This window comes from Streptomyces sp. NPDC030991 (genome assembly GCF_055571235.1).
This window is the reverse complement of record NZ_JBVIFR010000001.1, coordinates 753487-771931: the sequence shown is the minus strand read 5'-3', so window position 1 is coordinate 771931 and position 18445 is coordinate 753487. Positions and strand designations below refer to the sequence as shown.

Annotated in this window: 16 protein-coding genes; 15 read left to right on the top strand and 1 reads right to left on the bottom strand. The window is 70.6% G+C overall.

The annotated features are described in order from the left end of the window. Nucleotides 1–98 precede the first annotated feature (98 nt). Complete coding sequence (gene galE / locus ACZ45E_RS03625) at nt 99–1091, bottom strand: UDP-glucose 4-epimerase GalE (protein WP_468215914.1); 993 nt, start codon at nt 1089–1091, stop codon at nt 99–101. Nucleotides 1092–1356: 265 nt separating this feature from the next. On the opposite strand from galE, the gene ACZ45E_RS03620 reads away from it, so the two are divergent. The 15 genes from ACZ45E_RS03620 (at nt 1357) to ispG (ending at nt 18437) form a co-directional block, all read left to right on the top strand. Beyond that, complete coding sequence (locus ACZ45E_RS03620) at nt 1357–3129, top strand: DUF5941 domain-containing protein (RefSeq protein WP_468216068.1); 1773 nt, start codon at nt 1357–1359, stop codon at nt 3127–3129. Then, on the top strand, nt 3126–3878 hold the full coding sequence (locus tag ACZ45E_RS03615; protein ID WP_468215911.1) for a phosphocholine cytidylyltransferase family protein: 753 nt from the start codon (nt 3126–3128) through the stop codon (nt 3876–3878). Before ACZ45E_RS03620 ends, ACZ45E_RS03615 begins: the two co-directional genes overlap by 4 nt. After that, the gene (locus ACZ45E_RS03610) at nt 3866–4933 is read left to right on the top strand and encodes an iron-containing alcohol dehydrogenase family protein (protein WP_468215909.1); all 1068 of its coding nucleotides are present in this window, start codon (nt 3866–3868) and stop codon (nt 4931–4933) included. The genes ACZ45E_RS03615 and ACZ45E_RS03610 overlap by 13 nt, the downstream gene beginning before the upstream one ends. After that, on the top strand, nt 4911–5690 hold the full coding sequence (locus ACZ45E_RS03605) for a CDP-alcohol phosphatidyltransferase family protein (RefSeq protein ID WP_468215908.1): 780 nt from the start codon (nt 4911–4913) through the stop codon (nt 5688–5690). Before ACZ45E_RS03610 ends, ACZ45E_RS03605 begins: the two co-directional genes overlap by 23 nt. Before the next feature lie 17 nt (nt 5691–5707). Further along, entirely contained in the window at nt 5708–6589 is an 882-nt protein-coding gene (locus ACZ45E_RS03600; RefSeq protein WP_468216066.1) for a glycosyltransferase family 2 protein, read from the top strand. A gap of 94 nt (nt 6590–6683) precedes the next feature. Continuing rightward, nucleotides 6684–7619 (top strand): ABC transporter permease, encoded by a 936-nt coding sequence (locus tag ACZ45E_RS03595; protein ID WP_468215906.1) that lies wholly within the window; start codon nt 6684–6686, stop codon nt 7617–7619. Continuing rightward, complete coding sequence (locus ACZ45E_RS03590; RefSeq protein WP_468215904.1) at nt 7612–8397, top strand: ABC transporter ATP-binding protein; 786 nt, start codon at nt 7612–7614, stop codon at nt 8395–8397. Before ACZ45E_RS03595 ends, ACZ45E_RS03590 begins: the two co-directional genes overlap by 8 nt. A 447-nt stretch (nt 8398–8844) precedes the next feature. Then, nucleotides 8845–9738 carry a squalene synthase HpnC gene (gene hpnC / locus ACZ45E_RS03585; protein WP_468215902.1) on the top strand — a complete coding sequence of 298 codons (894 nt, stop codon included), beginning with the start codon at nt 8845–8847 and terminating at the stop codon, nt 9736–9738. Beyond that, nucleotides 9735–10685 carry a presqualene diphosphate synthase HpnD gene (gene hpnD, locus ACZ45E_RS03580; RefSeq protein WP_468215900.1) on the top strand — a complete coding sequence of 317 codons (951 nt, stop codon included), beginning with the start codon at nt 9735–9737 and terminating at the stop codon, nt 10683–10685. Before hpnC ends, hpnD begins: the two co-directional genes overlap by 4 nt. A 187-nt stretch (nt 10686–10872) precedes the next feature. Beyond that, complete coding sequence (hpnE, locus tag ACZ45E_RS03575) at nt 10873–12306, top strand: hydroxysqualene dehydroxylase HpnE (RefSeq protein ID WP_468215898.1); 1434 nt, start codon at nt 10873–10875, stop codon at nt 12304–12306. Nucleotides 12307–12368: 62 nt separating this feature from the next. Beyond that, nucleotides 12369–13454, top strand: coding sequence for a polyprenyl synthetase family protein (locus ACZ45E_RS03570; protein WP_468216064.1), 1086 nt, complete (start codon nt 12369–12371; stop codon nt 13452–13454). A 103-nt stretch (nt 13455–13557) separates the two neighbouring features. Continuing rightward, on the top strand, nt 13558–15567 hold the full coding sequence (gene shc, locus ACZ45E_RS03565; RefSeq protein ID WP_468215895.1) for a squalene--hopene cyclase: 2010 nt from the start codon (nt 13558–13560) through the stop codon (nt 15565–15567). Continuing rightward, the gene (locus tag ACZ45E_RS03560) at nt 15567–16235 is read left to right on the top strand and encodes a phosphorylase family protein (RefSeq protein ID WP_468215893.1); all 669 of its coding nucleotides are present in this window, start codon (nt 15567–15569) and stop codon (nt 16233–16235) included. Before shc ends, ACZ45E_RS03560 begins: the two co-directional genes overlap by 1 nt. A gap of 5 nt (nt 16236–16240) precedes the next feature. Further along, the gene (gene hpnH / locus ACZ45E_RS03555) at nt 16241–17263 is read left to right on the top strand and encodes an adenosyl-hopene transferase HpnH (protein WP_468215890.1); all 1023 of its coding nucleotides are present in this window, start codon (nt 16241–16243) and stop codon (nt 17261–17263) included. Nucleotides 17264–17270: 7 nt separating this feature from the next. After that, nucleotides 17271–18437 (top strand): flavodoxin-dependent (E)-4-hydroxy-3-methylbut-2-enyl-diphosphate synthase, encoded by a 1167-nt coding sequence (gene ispG / locus ACZ45E_RS03550; protein ID WP_468215888.1) that lies wholly within the window; start codon nt 17271–17273, stop codon nt 18435–18437. The last annotated feature ends 8 nt before the right edge of the window (nt 18438–18445 follow it).

The following is an 18445-nucleotide window of genomic DNA, read 5'->3' as shown; positions in this document are numbered from 1 at the left end:
GCAAACACGGCAGTGAACACCGTTGTCATCTGTCCTGACCTGCGGAAACGCCGCACGCGAGGGTGCGGGCATGTCCGCAGGTCAGAGCGGTGACAAGATCAACCGGCGGCTGCCCCGGGGTGTCGCAGGCACCAGCCTGCCCAGGCGGACTCGACCATGTCTCGAACCCCGCGCGTCGCCGTCCAGCCCAGCTCCTTCTCGGCCAGCGCGGAGGAGCCCACCGCGCGGGGCGCGTCGCCCGGCCGGCGCGGCTCGACGAGCGCGGGCGTCGGATCCCCCGAGACGTCCGCGATCATGTCGATGAGCTCGCGCACCGAGACGCCCCGGCCCGTGCCGATGTTGAGGGTCAGATCACCGCTCGCCTCGGGCTGCGCCAGCCTGCGGGCGGCCGCCAGATGCGCCTCGGCGAGATCGGCGACGTGGATGTAGTCGCGCACGCACGTGCCGTCCGGCGTCGGATAGTCGTCCCCGAAGATCCGCGGGGCCTCGCCGCGGGTGAGCCGGTCGAAGACCATCGGGATCACGTTGTAGACGCCGATGTCCGCGAGGTGCGGCTCGGCGGCGCCCGCCACGTTGAAGTAGCGCAGACACACCGTCGCCATGCCGTGCGCGTGCCCGGCCGCCCGCACCAGCCACTCGCCCGCCAGCTTCGTCTCGCCGTACGGGTTCACGGGAGCACACGGCGTCGACTCCGTGATGAGGTCGGTGACGGGGATGTCCGGGTTGCCGTAGACCGCCGCGGACGACGAGAAGACGAAGCGGCGCACGCCCGCCGCCGCGACCGTGCCGAGCAGCGCGGCGAGCCCGCCCACGTTGTCCCGGTAGTACAGCTCGGGCTTCTCGACCGATTCGCCGACCTGCTTGTGCGCGGCGAGGTGCACGACCCCGCTCACCTCGTGCTCGGCGCAGACCCGCCGCACCAGATCGGTGTCCAGGGCCGAGCCGCGTACCAGCGGGATCTCCGCGGGCAGTCGGTCGGGCACCCCCGACGTCACGTTGTCGAGGACGACGACGCGCTCCCCGGCGCCCGCCATCGCCCGTGCCACGTGTGCCCCGATGTATCCGGCTCCGCCGGTGATCAGCCATGTCATGACGCACCACCCTAAGCGGGACACCGCCCGCCCCGGGTTTGTGGCGCGGGGGCTTGATCGTCAATGATGCACGGGCGGCCTGGACCACGCAGACCGCGTGGGACAGCGGTCGATCGGACCGTGAACGGGCGGTGAACGCCCGCCTCGCGGCATCCGATAACCTCTGCCGACATGCCGCCCGGCCACCCCTAGGGACTGCGCTCCGGGCGCCTCCATCGTGCATGAGCCCGGCGCGCTCGCGTCGGCACCCAAGGAGTGAGTTCGTCTGTCGACCGCCATCGTCACCGGTCAGCCGGTTCCCGGGTCGTCCCTGGAGGGCGACCTGCGGGCACTCGGCTTCGACGTACGACTCGCCCCGGACGGGGCGGGCGCCGAAGCGGCGCTCGCCACCGTCCCCGGCGACCAGCGGGTCGCGGTCGTCGACGCGGGTTTCGTGGGCCATGTCCACGCCCTGCGCCTCGGCCTCACCGACCCCCGCTTTCCCGCGTCGGCGATCCCCGGCGCCGTCTGCGCACTGCCCGCGGGCCGCCAGGCCCTGGACCGGGCGGTCCAGGACACCGGCATCGCGCCCGACGCCGTGGCCAGGAGCCTGGAGGCGGCCGGCACCGATGTGCACCGCCCCGAGCTCGGCGAACTCGTCGCCGCGGTACCCGCCGACCCGCAGGCCCGCAACGAGGCCCGCCAGGCCGTCGCCGCCGTCGACGACGAGGCGATCCGGCTGCGTACGGCGGTCAAGGCGCGGGACGGCTTCTTCACCACGTACTGCATCAGCCCGTACTCCCGCTACATCGCGCGCTGGTGCGCACGGCGCGGCCTGACCCCGAACCAGGTCACCACCGCGTCGCTGCTCACCGCCCTGATCGCGGCGGGCTGCGCGGCCACCGGCACCCGGCCCGGGTTCGTCGCCGCGGGCCTGCTGCTCCTCTTCTCCTTCGTCCTGGACTGCACCGACGGGCAGCTCGCCCGCTACTCGCTCCAGTACTCGACGCTCGGCGCCTGGCTCGACGCCACCTTCGACCGCGCCAAGGAGTACGCCTACTACGCGGGCCTCGCGCTCGGCGCGGCCAACGCCACCGGCGACGATGTGTGGGCCCTGGCGCTCGGCGCGATGGTCCTCCAGACCTGCCGGCACGTCGTCGACTTCTCCTTCAACGAGGCGAACCACGACGCGACCGCCAACACCAGCCCCACCGCCGCCCTCTCCGACAAGCTCGACAGCGTCGGTTGGACGGTGTGGGTGCGCCGGATGATAGTGCTGCCGATCGGCGAACGCTGGGCGCTGATCGCGGTCCTCACCGCGGTGACCACACCGCGCATCACCTTCTACGTCCTGCTCGTCGGCTGCGCGCTCGCCGCCTGCTACACCACCGCCGGCCGCGTCCTGCGCTCCCTGACCCGCAAGGCACAGCGCACCCCGCGGGCCGCCCAGGCGCTCGCCGAGCTGGCCGACACCGGCCTGCTGAACGGGGGCACGGTCCGCAAGCTGCGCGGCGGCGGATACACCGCCCCGCTGCTCGCCGCCCTCGGCGCGGCAGTCCTCCTGATCACCACCGCGGTCTGCGGCTACGGGTCCTGGAGCGTCTTCGGCGCGGCCTGCGTCTACGTGGTCCTGGCCTCCCTCGCCGTCTCCGGACCGCTGAGCGGCCCCCTGGACTGGCTGGTCCCGCCGGTCTTCCGGGTGGCCGAGTACGGCACGATCCTGCTGCTCGCGGCCAGGGCGGATGTGCACGGGGCCTTGCCCGCGGCTTTCGGGCTGGTGGCGGCAGTCGCCTACCATCACTACGACACGGTGTACCGCATCCGCGGTGGCACCGGAGCGCCCCCGCGCTGGCTGGTGCACGCCATCGGCGGGCACGACGGCAGAACCCTGCTCGTCACCCTGCTGGCCGCGCTCCTCGCAACGACAGATTTCACGCTCGCGCTCACGGTTCTCGCCGTGGCCGTGGCACTGGTGGTGCTCGCCGAGAGCATCCGCTTCTGGGTCGCTTCCGCTCGTCGTGGAGCACCCGCCGTACACGATGAAGGAGAACCCGCATGATCGGCCTCGTCCTGGCCGCCGGCGCCGGCAGCCGGCTTCGCCCCTACACCGAGACGCTTCCCAAGGCGCTCGTGCCCGTCGCGGGCGAGGGAACCGAGAACGAGCTCTCCGTCCTCGACTTCACCCTCAAGAACTTCGCCGAGATCGGCCTCGAGGAGGTCGGCATCATCGTCGGCTACCGCAAGGAGGTCGTCTACGAGCGCAAGGCCGCGCTGGAGGCGAAGTACGGCCTGAAACTCACGCTCATCGAGAACGACGTGGCCGAGAAGTGGAACAACGCCTACTCCCTGTGGTGCGGCCGTGACGCCATCAAGCACTCGGTGATCCTCGCCAACGGCGACACCGTGCACCCCGTCTCCGTCGAGAAGACGCTGCTCGCCGCCCGTGGCGACGGCAAGAAGATCATTCTTGCCCTTGACACGGTGAAGGACCTCGGCGAGGAGGAGATGAAGGTCGTCGTGGACCCCGAGCGGGGCGTCCAGAAGATCACGAAGCTGATGGACCCGGCCGAGGCCACCGGCGAGTACATCGGCCTCACCCTCATCGAGGGCGAGGCCGCCGACGAGCTGGCGGACGCCCTGAAGGCCACGTACGAGCGTGACCCGCAGCTGTACTACGAGGACGGCTACCAGGAGCTCGTCAACCGCGGCTTCAAGGTCGACGTCGCCCCGATCGGCGACGTGAAGTGGGTCGAGATCGACAACCACGACGACCTCGCCAAGGCCCGGGAGATCGCGTGCCAGTACTGACGAGGCTCATCCCCTCGCCGGTCGTCGTCGACATCCGGCCGGGGGCGCTCAACGACCTGGCCGGGGTCCTCGCCGACCAGAGGATCTCGTCGTCCACGGGGCGCCTGGCCATCGCGATCAGCGGTGGCTCGGGCGCCGCCCTGCGCGCCCGTCTGGAACCCTCGCTGCCCCGCGCCGACTGGTTCGAGGTCGGCGGCGGCACCCTCGACGACGCCATCCAGCTCGCCGACGACATCAAGAAGGCGGGCCGCTACGACGCGATCGTCGGGCTCGGCGGCGGCAAGATCATCGACTGCGGCAAGTTCGCCGCCGCGCGCGTGGGACTGCCGCTGGTCGCCGTCGCGACGAACCTGTCGCACGACGGCCTGTGCTCGCCGGTCGCGACCCTCGACAACGACGCGGGCCGCGGCTCGTACGGGGTGCCGAACCCCATCGCGGTCGTCATCGACCTCGATGTGATCCGCGAGGCGCCGGTCCGCTTCGTCCGCTCCGGCATCGGCGACGCCCTGTCCAACATCTCCGCGGTCGCGGACTGGGAGCTGGCCGCCCGTGAGCGCGGCGAGGACATCGACGGGCTCGCGGCCGCCATGGCCCGCCAGGCCGGCGAAGCGGTCCTGCGCCACCCCGGCGGCGTCGGCGACGACGACTTCCTCCAGATCCTCGCCGAGGGCCTGGTCCTCACCGGCATCGCCATGTCGGTCTCCGGCGACTCACGGCCCGCCTCCGGCGCCTGCCACGAGATCAACCACGCCTTCGACCTCCTCTACCCCAAGCGCGCCGCCAGCCACGGCGAGCAGTGCGGCCTGGGCGCCGCCTTCGCGATGCACCTGCGCGGTGCCCGCGAGCAGTCCGCCTACATGGTGTCGGTGCTGCGCCGCCACGGCCTGCCCGTGCTGCCCGAGGAGATCGGCTTCACCGTGGAGGAGTTCGTCAAGGTCGTGGAGTTCGCTCCGCAGACCCGGCCGGGCCGCTACACGATCCTCGAACACCTCGCCCTCACCACCGATCAGATCAGGGACGCCTACGCCGACTATGCACAAGCCATCGGTAGCTGAGCTCCGCCCGGTCGTCCACCCCGCGGGTGTGAAGGACCGGCGCAGCGGTGAGCACTGGGGTGGACGGCTCTACATGCGCGAGATCTCGCTGCGCATCGACCGCCACCTGGTCAACACCAAGGTCACGCCCAACCAGCTGACCTACCTGATGACCGTCTGCGGCGTCCTCGCGGCCCCCGCCCTGCTCGTGCCGGGCATCTGGGGTGCCGTCCTCGGCGTCGTCGCGGTCCAGCTGTACCTCCTGCTCGACTGCGTCGACGGCGAGATCGCCCGCTGGCGCAAGCAGTACTCGCTCACCGGGGTCTGGATGGACCGCGTCGGCGCGTACCTCACCGACGCCGCCGTCCTGGTCGGCTTCGGCCTGCGCGCCGCCGATCTGTGGGGCTCGGGCCGGATCGACTGGCTCTGGGCCTTCCTCGGCACGCTCGCCGCGCTCGGCGCCATCATGATCAAGGCCGAGACGGACCTCGTCGGCGTGTCCCGCGCGCAGAGCGGCCGGGAACAGGTCAAGGAGTCCGCGTCCGAGATCCGTGGCTCGGGCATGGCGCTGGCCCGCAGGGCCGCCGCCGCGCTCAAGTTCCACCGGCTCATCCTCGGCATCGAGGCCTCGCTCCTCATCCTGGTCCTCGCGATCGTGGACCAGATCCGGGGCGACCTGTTCTTCACGCGCCTCGGTGTGGCCGTCCTCGCCGGCATCGCGCTCCTGCAGACCCTGCTCCACCTCGTGTCCATCCTCGCTTCGAGCAGGCTGAAGTGAGCACCCCGGCCGGGCGGTTGAAGGTCGGTGCGGTCGTCATCACCATGGGCAACCGCCCGGCCGAACTGCGCGCACTCCTCGACTCGGTCGCCAAGCAGGAGGGCGACCCGGTCGAGGTGGTCGTGGTCGGCAACGGCTCACCGGTCCCGGACGTCACCGAGTTCTCGTCGCTCGTACGCACCGTGGAACTGCCCGAGAACCTCGGCATCCCCGGCGGACGCAACGTCGGCATCGAGGCGTTCGGGCCCTCCGGCTCCGACGTCGACATCCTGCTCTTCCTCGACGACGACGGGCTGCTGCCGCTGACCGACACGGCCGAGCTGTGCCGCGAGGCGTTCGCCGCCGACCCGAAGCTCGGCATCGTCAGCTTCCGGATCGCGGACCCGGACACCGGCGAGACCCAGCGCCGGCACGTGCCGCGGCTGCGCGCCGCCGACCCGATGCGCTCCTCGCGCGTGACGACGTTCCTCGGCGGCGCCAACGCGGTCCGTACGCGGGTCGTCGCCGAGGTCGGCGGCCTGCCCGACGCGTTCTTCTACGCCCATGAGGAGACCGACCTCGCCTGGCGTGCCCTCGACGCGGGCTGGATGATCGACTACCGCGCCGACATGGTCCTGAACCACCCGACCACGGCCCCGTCCCGGCACGCGGTCTACCACCGCATGGTGGCCCGCAACCGCGTCTGGCTCGCCCGCCGCAACCTGCCCGCGCCCCTGGTCCCCGTCTACCTCGGCGTGTGGCTGCTCCTCACGCTGGCCCGCCGCCCCTCGGGCCCGGCGCTGAAAGCCTGGTTCGGCGGCTTCAAGGAGGGCTGGACCACGCCCTGTGGCCCCAGGCGGCCCATGAAGTGGCGTACGGTGTGGCGCCTGACCCGACTGGGCCGACCTCCTGTCATCTGACAAGCTCGACTCCGGGGGCATTCGGCCGAACTCCGGCCCGAGGCCCCCGCCCATGCCCGACCAGGCTGCGCTTTGGAAGACGAAAGTTCCCCTTGTGAGTGAGACAACGCATGACGGAGCGGTCGCGGTGACCGCGGCCCCGTCGCCCGACGACGGGCTCCCCCCGGCCGAGCTCGCCGCCAAGTACGGCTTGTCCGTCAGCGGAGCCCGCCCCGGTCTGTTCGAGTACGTACGACAGCTGTGGAGCCGGCGCCACTTCATCCTCGCCTTCTCGCAGGCGAAGCTGACCGCCCAGTACAGCCAGGCCAAGCTCGGCCAGGTCTGGCAGGTGGCGACGCCGCTGCTGAACGCCGCGGTCTACTTCTTCATCTTCGGACTGCTGCTGGGAGCCAGGAAGGGCATCCCGCACGACATCTACGTGCCGTTCCTGGTGACGGGTGTCTTCGTCTTCACCTTCACCCAGAGCTCGGTCATGGCGGGTGTACGGGCGATCTCCGGGAACCTGGGCCTGGTTCGGGCGCTCCACTTCCCGCGGGCCTCGCTGCCGATCTCCTTCGCGCTGCAGCAGCTCCAGCAGCTGCTCTTCTCGATGATCGTGCTCGTCGTGGTCATGGTGGGCTTCGGGATCTACCCGTCCCTGTCCTGGCTGCTCGTGCTGCCCGCGCTGCTCCTGCAGTTCGTCTTCAACACGGGGCTCGCCCTGATCTTCGCCAGGGCCGGCAGCAAGACGCCCGACCTGGCGCAGTTGATGCCCTTCGTCATGCGCACCTGGATGTACGCATCCGGCGTCATGTTCAGCATCCCCGCGATGCTCGCGGACAAGAACGCGCCCGGCTGGCTCGCGGACGTCCTCCAGTGGAACCCGGCCTCCCTGTACATGGACCTGGTCCGGTTCGCCATGATCGACGACTACGGTTCCTCGTACCTGCCGCCGCACGTGTGGGCCTTCGCGGCCGGGTGGGCGGTCCTGATCGGGATCGCCGGCTTCATCTACTTCTGGAAGTCAGAGGAGCGGTACGGCCGTGGCTGATCTCGACAAGACGACCGATGCGCGGATCCCGACGGTCATCGCCGACGAGCTGCACATCGTGTACCGCGTCAACGGCGCCAAGGCGGGCAAGGGCAGTGCCACCTCGGCGTTGAGCCGCATACTCAAGCGCGGCGAGGAGCGGGGCGTGCGCAAGGTGCACGCCGTGCGCGGGGTCTCCTTCACGTCCTACCGCGGCGAGGCCATCGGCCTGATCGGCTCGAACGGGTCGGGCAAGTCGACGCTGCTGCGCGCCATCGCGGGCCTGCTGCCCGCGGAGAAGGGCAAGGTCTACACCGACGGCCAGCCTTCGCTGCTCGGTGTGAACGCGGCCCTGATGAACGATCTGACGGGTGAGCGCAATGTCATCCTCGGCGGTCTCGCGATGGGCATGTCCCGCGAGGAGATCAAGGAGCGCTACCAGGACATCGTCGACTTCTCTGGCATCAACGAGAAGGGCGACTTCATCACCCTGCCGATGCGCACCTACTCGTCCGGCATGGCGGCGCGGCTCCGCTTCTCCATCGCGGCCGCCAAGGACCACGACGTGCTGATGATCGACGAGGCCCTGGCCACGGGTGACCGCGCGTTCCAGAAGCGGTCCGAGGCCCGTATCCGTGAGCTGCGCAAGGAGGCCGGCACGGTCTTCCTGGTGAGTCACAACAACAAGTCCATCCGCGACACCTGCGACCGCGTTCTCTGGCTGGAGCGCGGAGAGCTGCGTATGGACGGTCCGACGGCCGAGGTACTGAAGGAGTACGAGAAGTTCACGGGCAAGTAACCGCCCGACTTCCCGGCCGCGTCATATGAGGCCCCACCGAGATCCACCGGGTGGGGCCTCCGATATGCCTGTAGCCACCAACTACTTGGCCGCGACGGTGACGATCAAGGTCAAAGGTGGGTCAACTTCCTTGCCTGCAAGGAATCTTGGCGCCAATCGGTGTGTTGTTGTGATGTGCGGAACACCCCGCCGCGGCGCCCATCGTTGTACAACGTAAGCTGTACCGGTGCTTATTCGCGGCAAGTGGGGCGATAATGCGCGATACCCCGTCCCATGGGGGTGGGTCGGTTGTATGGACGTCCGGGCGGCGTGTCCGAAATAGGATGTATTAGGTCCGCAGTGTAGAACGGGAGATGTGACGGCAATGGCTACGGAAACTCTCCAGGTCCACAAGGCTTTCGCCGTCGTTCCGGAAGCGGACCGCGCCCGGTGAGCCACACTTCCCGTGTGCGCCCGGAGTCCGTACGGAGCCCGGCGAGCGCCACCCTCGACAAGGCCGCGGACGAGAATTTCCCGGTGGCCCCCTTCTTCCTGCCGCGCGCCTGGCGCGACGATCTGATGGCGGTGTACGGATTCGCGCGCCTGGTGGACGACATCGGGGACGGCGACCTCGCCCCCGGCGGCGCCGACGCCCGCCTCCTCGGTCTCTCACCCGAACAGGCGGACGACCGCCTGGCCATGCTGGACGCCTTCGAGGCCGACCTGCGCCGGGTCTTCGACGCGACGCCGCGACACCCGCTGCTGCGCGCCCTGCAGCCCACCGTTCGGCGCCGCTCGCTCACCCCCGAGCCGTTCCTCGGCCTCATCGCGGCCAACCGCCAGGACCAGCTGGTCAGGCGCTACGAGACCTACGACGACCTGGTCGCCTACTGCGCGCTGTCCGCCAACCCGGTCGGCCGCCTCGTCCTCGCCATCACCGGCACCGCGACCCCCGAGCGCGTCCGCCTGTCGGACGCGGTCTGCACGGCCCTGCAGATCGTCGAGCATCTGCAGGACATCGCCGAGGACTTGGAGCGCGACCGCATCTACCTTCCCGCCGAAGACATGAAACAGTTCCACGTCCAGGAGGCGGATCTCGCCGTGCCGACCGCAGGCGCATCGGTGCGCGCCCTGGTCGCGTTCGAAGCGGAACGCGCCCTCCGGCTCCTGAATGAAGGCACCCCCCTCGTGGGTAGCGTCCACGGCAGGTTGAAGCTGCTGCTGGCCGGGTTCGTGGCTGGGGGGAAGGCGGCGGTCCACGCGATCACCGCCGTTTCGTACGACGTCCTTCCGGGACCGCCCAAACCCACCAAGCTCCAGCTGCTGCGCGAGGTGGGAGCGACGCTGCGAGGAGAGGGGTGAGCAAAACCGTGGAGTCTGACCAGCAGGTGTCGGCACCGGTGCTCGCCGCATACAGCTACTGCGAGACCGTCACCGGCCAACAGGCCCGCAACTTCGCCTACGGCATCCGACTGCTGCCGACCGCGAAGCGGCGCGCCATGTCGGCGGTGTACGCGTTCTCGCGCCGTGTCGACGACATCGGCGACGGGACGCTCGCGCCGGAGGTCAAGGCGCAGCGGCTCGAGGAGACCCGGGCGCTGCTCGGCCGGGTCCGCGACGGCAAGGTCGACGAGGACGACACCGATCCGGTGGCCGTCGCGCTCGCGCACGCCGCCGACCGGTTCCCGATCCCGCTCGGCGGGCTCGACGAGCTGATCGACGGCGTCCTCATGGACCTGCGCGGCGAGACCTACGAGACGTGGGACGACCTGAAGGTGTACTGCCGGTGCGTCGCCGGCGCCATCGGGCGGGTCTCCCTGGGCGTGTTCGGGACCGAACCGGGGGCGCGCGACGCCGACCGCGCGCCCGAGTACGCCGACACGCTCGGCCTCGCGCTCCAATTGACCAACATCCTCCGGGACGTCCGCGAGGACGCCGCCGACGGGCGCACCTATCTGCCCGCCGACGACCTGGGCAAGTTCGGCTGCTCGGCCGGGTTCGACGGTCCAGTGCCGCCCGCCGGTTCGGACTTCGCCGGTCTCGTGCACTTCGAAGTGCGTCGCGCCCGCGCCCTGTTCGCCGAGGGCTACCGGCTCCTGCCCATGCTCGACCGGCGCTCCGGCGCCTGCGTCGCCGCCATGGCCGGGATCTACCGACGGCTGCTCGACCGCATCGAGCGCGAACCGGAGGCCGTGCTCCGCGGCCGGGTCTCGCTGCCCGGCCACGAGAAGGCGTACGTCGCCGTGCGGGGCCTGTCCGGCCTCGACGCGCGCACCGTCTCCCGGGCCGCGCTCAGAAGGCGCGCCTGATGGGCGAACCGGTGCTCGCTGCCGGCTCCGCCGCGCAGATCCGCCTGAGGACCGCCAAGCGGCGGGCAACCCTCCGGTGCGGCGTGGCGTCCCTGCATGCAACGACCGGCCGGGCGTTCGCCGCACCCGGCGAACCCCGCCGCACGCCGGCCGTTCGCACGGCGGGCAGCACCGAGGGAGAGACCGCATGAGCACCGGCAACACGGCACCGGACGCGCGGGACGAGGACTCCGCCGCGTCCCGGCCCCGGCCCGTCGCGGTGGTCGTCGGCGGCGGGCTCGCGGGGGTGACCGCGGCGCTCTCGCTCGCCGACGGCGGCATGGACGTGACGCTCCTCGAAGGGCGGCCCCGCCTCGGCGGCCTCGCCTTCTCCTTCAAGCGCGGCGACCTCACCGTCGACAACGGCCAGCACGTGTACCTGCGCTGCTGCACCGCCTACCGCTGGTTCCTGGACCGGATCGACGCCACCGCGCTCGCGCCCGTGCAGGAACGTCTCGACGTGCCCGTGCTCGACGCGGAGAGGAACCGGCTCGGCCGACTGCGGCGCAGCGCGCTGCCCGTGCCGCTGCATCTGGCCAGAAGCCTGGCCACCTACCCGCATCTGTCGCTGGCCGAACGCGCCAACGTCGGGCGTGCCGCGCTCGCCCTCAAGGGCCTCGACCTCACCGACCCGGCGCTCGACGAGCGGGACTTCGGCTCCTGGCTGGCGGAGCACGGTCAGTCGCGGCGGGCCATCGAGGCGCTCTGGGACCTGGTCGGCGTGGCCACCCTGAACGCCGTGGCGGGCGACTCCTCGCTGGGGCTCGCCGCCATGGTGTTCAAGACCGGGCTGCTCTCCGCCCCTGGCGCCGCCGACATCGGCTGGGCCCGCGTGCCCCTCGGCGAACTCCACGACACCCTCGCCCGCAAGGCGCTCGACTCCGCGGGTGTGCGCACCGAACTCCGCACCCGCGTCACCTCCATCTCCCGTATGGAGAACGGACGTTGGAGCGTCGAGGTTCCCGAGGGGCCGGACACGTCCGGCCAGATCCTCACCGCGGACACCCTCGTGCTCGCCGTACCGCAGCGCGAGGCCCATGACCTGCTGCCCGAGGGCGCGCTCGACGATCCCGGCCGGCTCCTCGACATCGGCACCGCGCCCATCCTCAACCTGCACGTCGTGTACGACCGCAAGGTCCTCAAGCGACCCTTCTTCGCCGCGCTCGGCTCGCCGGTCCAGTGGGTGTTCGACCGGACGGACGCCTCCGGCCTGACCGAGGGCCAGTACCTGGCCGTGTCCCAGTCGGCCGCGCAGGACGAGATCGACGAGCCCGTCGCCGCGCTGCGCAAGCGCTACCTGCCGGAGCTGGAGCGGATGCTGCCCGCCGCACGCGGCGCCGGGGTGCACGATTTCTTCGTCACGCGCGAGCGGACGGCGACCTTCGCGCCGGCCCCCGGCGTCGGCGCCCTGCGGCCCGCGGCCCGCACCAATGCCCCCGGCCTCTACCTGGCCGGCGCGTGGACCGCCACCGGGTGGCCCGCGACCATGGAAAGCGCGGTCCGCAGCGGTACCAGCGCCGCGGACGCCGCGCTCGCCGCACTCGGCCGCCCGCGCGCCCATCTGTTCCGGGAGGCGGCGTGAGCATCGAAGTCACCCCGGCTGCAACGCCGGCATCGGTTAACCAAGGAGAGACTGTGCCACCTGTGCCCTCGGCCGGATCGGCTGCCGACGCGGTGGACGTGACCGCGCTTCTGGAGCGCGGCCGAACCCTGACCACTCCGGTGCTGAAGAAGGCGGTGGGCCGCCTCGCGCCGCCCATGGACACCGTCGCCGCCTACCACTTCGGCTGGATCGACGCGGAGGGCAACCCCGCGGACGGCGACGGCGGCAAGGCCGTGCGCCCCGCCCTCGCCGTGCTCTCCGCGCAGGCCGCCGGCGCCGCTCCCGAGGTCGGCGTGCCCGGCGCCGTAGCCGTCGAGCTCGTCCACAACTTCTCGCTGCTGCACGACGACCTGATGGACGGCGACGAGCAGCGCCGGCACCGCGACACCGTGTGGAAGGTGCACGGCCCCGCGCAGGCCATCCTGGTCGGCGACGCCCTCTTCGCCCTCGCCAACGAGGTGCTCCTGGAGATCGCCTCGGTCGACGCGGGCCGCGCCACGCGCCGCCTCACCACCGCCTCCCGCGCGCTGATCGACGGCCAGGCACAGGACATCTCCTACGAGCACCGCGAGCGCGTCAGCGTCGAGGAGTGCCTGGAGATGGAGGGCAACAAGACGGGCGCCCTGCTCGCCTGCGCCTCCTCCATCGGTGCGGTCCTCGGCGGCGCCGACGACCGCACGGCCGACGCCCTGGAGCGGTACGGCTACCACCTGGGCCTCGCCTTCCAGGCCGTCGACGACCTGCTGGGCATCTGGGGCGACCCCGTGTCCACTGGCAAGCAGACCTGGAGCGACCTGCGCCAGCGCAAGAAGTCGCTGCCGGTCGTCGCCGCGCTCGCCGCGGGCGGCCCCGCCTCCGAGCGGCTCGGCGAACTCCTCGCCGCGGACGCCAGGACCGACGTCGATGAGCGGACTTCTTCCACGGGCGACGTCGACAACTTCTCCGAGGCGGAGTTCGCCGCCCGTGCCGACCTCATCGAGAAGGCCGGCGGGCGCGAGTGGACCACCGAGGAGGCGCGGCGCCAGCACACCGTCGCCCTCGAAGCCCTGGACTCCGTCCAGATGCCGGACCAGGTACGCGCCCAGTTCGCGGCGCTCGCCGACTTCGTCGTCGTACGAAAGAGATGATCATTATCGGCCGCATATGACTCGCAGTCGCCGGCCGGTGTCCCGCCAGGGCATCGGCCGACGGTTACCCAGCAGAGAAGAACCACTGCACGAAGGGATAGCCATGACAGCGACGACCGACGGAAGCACCGGAGCCGTAGCTCCCGAGGCGACCTCGGCCACCACTGCCCCACTGACCGACACGATCCCCGAGACGGCCGGGACACCCAGCGCCGCCGACCGAGCCATACAGCGCGCCACGGACTTCCTGCTCGCCCGGCAGGACGCCCAGGGCTGGTGGAAGGGTGACCTCGAAACCAACGTGACGATGGACGCCGAGGACCTGCTGCTCCGTCAGTTCCTGGGTATCCGCGACCAGGCCACCACCGACGCCGCCGCCCTCTTCATCCGGGGCGAGCAGCGCGAGGACGGCACCTGGGCCACCTTCTACGGCGGACCCGGCGAACTGTCCACGACCATCGAGGCGTACGTCGCCCTGCGGCTCGCCGGAGACGCCCCCGACGATCCGCACATGGCCCGGGCCTCCGCGTGGATCCGCGAGCGCGGCGGCATCGCCGCGAGCCGCGTCTTCACCCGGATCTGGCTGGCCCTGTTCGGCTGGTGGAAGTGGGACGACCTCCCCGAACTCCCGCCGGAGCTCATCTACTTCCCGAAGTGGATGCCGCTCAACATCTACGACTTCGGGTGCTGGGCCCGGCAGACGATCGTGCCGCTCACCATCGTGTCCGCGAAGCGCCCGGTGCGGCCCGCGCCCTTCCCGCTGGACGAGCTGCACACCGACGCGAGCGATCCCAACCCGGCCAAGCCCCTTGCGCCGGTGGCCAGTTGGGACGGCGCCTTCCAGCGGCTCGACAAGATCATGCACGGCTACCAGAAGGTCGCCCTCAAACGACTGCGCAGGTCCGCCATCAACTCCGCGGCGCGCTGGATCATCGAGCGGCAGGAGAACGACGGCTGCTGGGGCGGCATCCAGCCGCCGGCCGTCTACTCCGTGATCGCCCTGCACCTGGTCGGGTACGACCTCGAACACCCCGTCCTGAAGGCCGGGTTGGCGTCGCTGGACCGGTTCACCGTGTGGCGCGAGGACGGGGCCCGGATGATCGAGGCATGCCAGTCCCCGGTGTGGGACACCTGCCTCGCGACCATCGCACTCGCCGACGCCGGACTCCCCGCCGACCACCCGAGCCTCGTCAACGCCGCGACGTGGATGATGGACGAGCAGATCGACCGGCCCGGCGACTGGTCGGTACGCAGACCCCAACTGGACTCCGGGGGCTGGGCGTTCGAGTTCCAGAACGACAACTACCCCGACATCGACGACACCGCCGAGGTCGTGCTCGCGCTGCGCCGGGTCCGCCACCCGGACCGGGCTCGCGTCGAGAAGGCCATCGAGCGCGGCGTGCGCTGGAATCTGGGCATGCAGTCGAAGAACGGGGCCTGGGGCGCCTTCGACGTCGACAACACCAGCCCGTTCCCCAACCGGCTGCCGTTCTGCGACTTCGGCGAGGTGATCGACCCGCCGTCGGCCGACGTCACCGGGCACGTCGTCGAGATGCTCGCCATCGAGGGCAAGGCGCACGATCCGCGCACCCGGCGCGGCATCGAGTGGCTCCTCGCCGAACAGGAGGCGAACGGCGCCTGGTTCGGCCGCTGGGGCGTCAACTACGTATACGGAACAGGGTCGGTGGTCCCCGCCCTGACCGCGGCGGGGCTGCCCGTCTCGCACCCCGCTATCCGGCGCGCCGTCACCTGGCTCGAATCCGTCCAGAACGAGGACGGCGGCTGGGGCGAGGACCTGCGCTCGTACCGTTACGAGGACTGGAAGGGCCGCGGCGTCTCCACCGCCTCGCAGACCGCGTGGGCGCTGATGGCGCTGCTCTCGGCCGGGGAGCGGGAGACCAAGGCCGTGGAGCGGGGGATCGAGTTCCTCGCCGAGACCCAGACGGAGGACGGCACCTGGGACGAGCCGTACTTCACCGGCACCGGGTTCCCCTGGGACTTCTCCATCAACTACCACCTCTACCGGCACGTCTTCCCGCTGACCGCGCTCGGCCGGTACGTCCACGGTGAGCCGTTCGCCGACCTGGCCGCCGCCGCGGCCAAGGGAAGCTGATGACCAAGGACCCGGCGGCCACGCCGGGGCCGGAGACGATGCCGCTGCTCGTCGCGTGCGCGCTGGGCATCGAGCACTTCGCCCTGCGCACCGGCAGCCGGGCCGGTGCGGCCACGCCGGTGACCGTGCTCCGTACCGGCATGGGCCCCAGGGCCGCCGAACGCGCCATGACGCACGCCCTTGCGGACGCCGCCCTCAGCGCCGCCGCCGTGGTCGCCACCGGCTTCTGTGCCGGGCTCGCGCCCGGGATGCACCCCGGCGACCTGGTCGTGGCCGACGAAACCCGCGACGCGTACGGCCGTACGCCGTGCGCGGGCACGGAACTCCTGGTGAAAGAGCTGGTCAAGGCCGTGCCCGGCAGAACCGTGCACACCGGCCCGCTCACCGGTTCCGATCACGTGATCCGTGGCCACGAGCGCGGTGACCTGCTCGCCACCGGCGCGATCGCGGTCGACATGGAGTCCGCGGCCACCCTGCGCGCGGCTTCGGCGGCCGAGGGGCCGGCCGGCCGCCCGGTTGCGGCCGTCCGGGTGGTGGTCGACGCTCCAGAACATGAACTCGTCCGGATCGGCACGCTTCGCGGTGGACTATCAGCTTTCCGTGTCCTTCGTGCCGTCCTTCCCGCTTTTTTCGAATGGCACCGTTCTTTGCTGCTCCCTCGGAGGTGAGCCAGATGGTCATGCCGCTTCGTCAGTCCATCAAGGTTGCGACGTATCTCGTTGAACAGAAGATCCGCAGGCGGGACAAGTTTCCGCTCATTGTCGAACTGGAGCCGCTCTTCGCCTGCAACCTGAAGTGCGAGGGGTGCGGAAAGATCCAGCACCCGGCCGGCGTGCTCAAGCAGCGCATGCCGGTGGCCCAGGCCGTCGGCGCCGTCATGGAGTCCGGTGCGCCGATGGTGTCGATCGCCGGCGGCGAGCCGCTGATGCACCCTCAGATCCATGAGATCGTGCGTCAGTTGGTGGCGAAGAAGAAGTACGTCTTCCTCTGCACCAACGCGATGCTGCTGCGCAAGAAGATGGAGAAGTTCACCCCGTCACCGTTCTTCGCGTTCACCGTGCACATCGACGGCATGCGTGAGCGGCATGACGAGTCCGTCGCCAAGGAAGGCGTCTTCGACGAGGCCGTCGAGGCGATCAAGGAAGCCAAGAAGCGCGGCTTCCGGGTCACCACGAACTCGACCTTCTTCAACACGGACACCCCGCAGAACATCATCGAGGTGATGAACTACCTCAACGACGACCTCGCGGTCGACGAGATGATGATCTCGCCCGCCTACGCCTACGAGAAGGCGCCCGACCAGGAACACTTCCTCGGTGTCACCCAGACCCGCGAACTGTTCAAGAAGGCCTTCTCCGGCGGCAACCGGCGGCGCTGGCGGCTCAACCACTCACCCCTGTTCCTCGACTTCCTCGAGGGCAAGGTCGACTTCCCGTGCACCGCGTGGGCCATCCCGAACTACTCGCTCTTCGGCTGGCAGCGGCCCTGCTACCTGATGAGCGACGGGTACGTGCCCTCGTACAAGGAGCTCATCGAGGAGACCGACTGGGAAGCCTACGGCCGGGGCAAGGACCCGCGCTGCGCCAACTGCATGGCGCACTGCGGCTACGAGCCCACCGCCGTCCTCGCCACCATGGGCTCCCTCAAGGAGTCCCTGCGCGCGATGACGGAGACCGTCGCCGGGAACCGTGGGTGACGACGCCATGAGTGCCGGAGAACCAGTCTCACTGGGCCTCCCCGAGGTACCGGTCCGACCCGTCGCCGAACGGCGCGTGAGCCGTCGGATCCAGGTCGGACCGGTGGCCGTGGGAGGCGGCGCACCGGTGTCCGTGCAGTCGATGACGACGACGCGGACCTCGGACATCGGGGCCACGCTGCAACAGATCGCCGAGCTGACCGCCTCCGGCTGTCAGATCGTGCGCGTGGCGTGCCCCACCCAGGACGACGCGGACGCCCTCGCGACCATCGCGCGGAAATCGCAGATCCCCGTCATCGCGGACATCCACTTCCAGCCGAAGTACGTGTTCGCCGCGATCGACGCCGGGTGTGCGGCGGTGCGGGTGAACCCGGGCAACATCAAGAGGTTCGACGACCAGGTGAAGCAGATCGCGCGGGCCGCGTCCGACGCGGGAACGCCGATCCGGATCGGGGTCAACGCCGGTTCGCTGGACCGGCGGCTGCTGGAGAAGTACGGCAGGGCGACGCCGGAGGCGCTCGTGGAGTCGGCGCTGTGGGAGGCGTCCCTCTTCGAGGAGCACGGGTTCCGCGACATCAAGATCTCCGTCAAGCACAACGACCCCGTGGTGATGGTCCACGCCTACCGGCAACTGGCCGCCGCCTGCGACTACCCGCTGCACCTCGGGGTGACGGAGGCCGGGCCCGCCTTCCAGGGGACCATCAAGTCGGCCGTCGCGTTCGGGGCGTTGCTCTCCGAGGGCATCGGCGACACCATCCGCGTCTCGCTCTCCGCCCCGCCGGTCGAGGAGATCAAGGTCGGCAACCAGATCCTGGAGTCGCTGGGCCTGCGCCCGCGCCGCCTGGAGATCGTCTCCTGTCCGTCCTGCGGCCGCGCCCAGGTCGACGTCTACAAGCTGGCCGAGGAGGTCACCGCCGGTCTCGACGGTATGGAGGTCCCGCTGCGCGTGGCCGTCATGGGCTGTGTCGTGAACGGGCCGGGCGAGGCGCGCGAGGCCGACCTCGGCGTCGCCTCCGGCAACGGCAAGGGCCAGATCTTCGTCAAGGGCGAGGTCATCGCGACCGTGCCCGAGTCGAAGATCGTGGAGACGCTGATCGAGGAGGCGATGAAGATCGCCGAGCAGATGGAGAAGGACGGCGTCGCGTCGGGTGCGCCCGGCGTCACCGTGAGCTGAGTTCGTAG

Coding starts and splice junctions, on each gene's coding strand:
- galE (WP_468215914.1), bottom strand. CDS start 1,091: ATGACATGGCTGATCACCGGCGGAGCCGGATACATCGGGGCACACGTG.
- ACZ45E_RS03615 (WP_468215911.1), top strand. CDS start 3,126: ATGATCGGCCTCGTCCTGGCCGCCGGCGCCGGCAGCCGGCTTCGCCCC.
- ACZ45E_RS03605 (WP_468215908.1), top strand. CDS start 4,911: ATGCACAAGCCATCGGTAGCTGAGCTCCGCCCGGTCGTCCACCCCGCG.
- hpnE (WP_468215898.1), top strand. CDS start 10,873: ATGAGCACCGGCAACACGGCACCGGACGCGCGGGACGAGGACTCCGCC.
- shc (WP_468215895.1), top strand. CDS start 13,558: ATGACAGCGACGACCGACGGAAGCACCGGAGCCGTAGCTCCCGAGGCG.
- ACZ45E_RS03560 (WP_468215893.1), top strand. CDS start 15,567: ATGACCAAGGACCCGGCGGCCACGCCGGGGCCGGAGACGATGCCGCTG.
- hpnH (WP_468215890.1), top strand. CDS start 16,241: ATGGTCATGCCGCTTCGTCAGTCCATCAAGGTTGCGACGTATCTCGTT.
- ispG (WP_468215888.1), top strand. CDS start 17,271: ATGAGTGCCGGAGAACCAGTCTCACTGGGCCTCCCCGAGGTACCGGTC.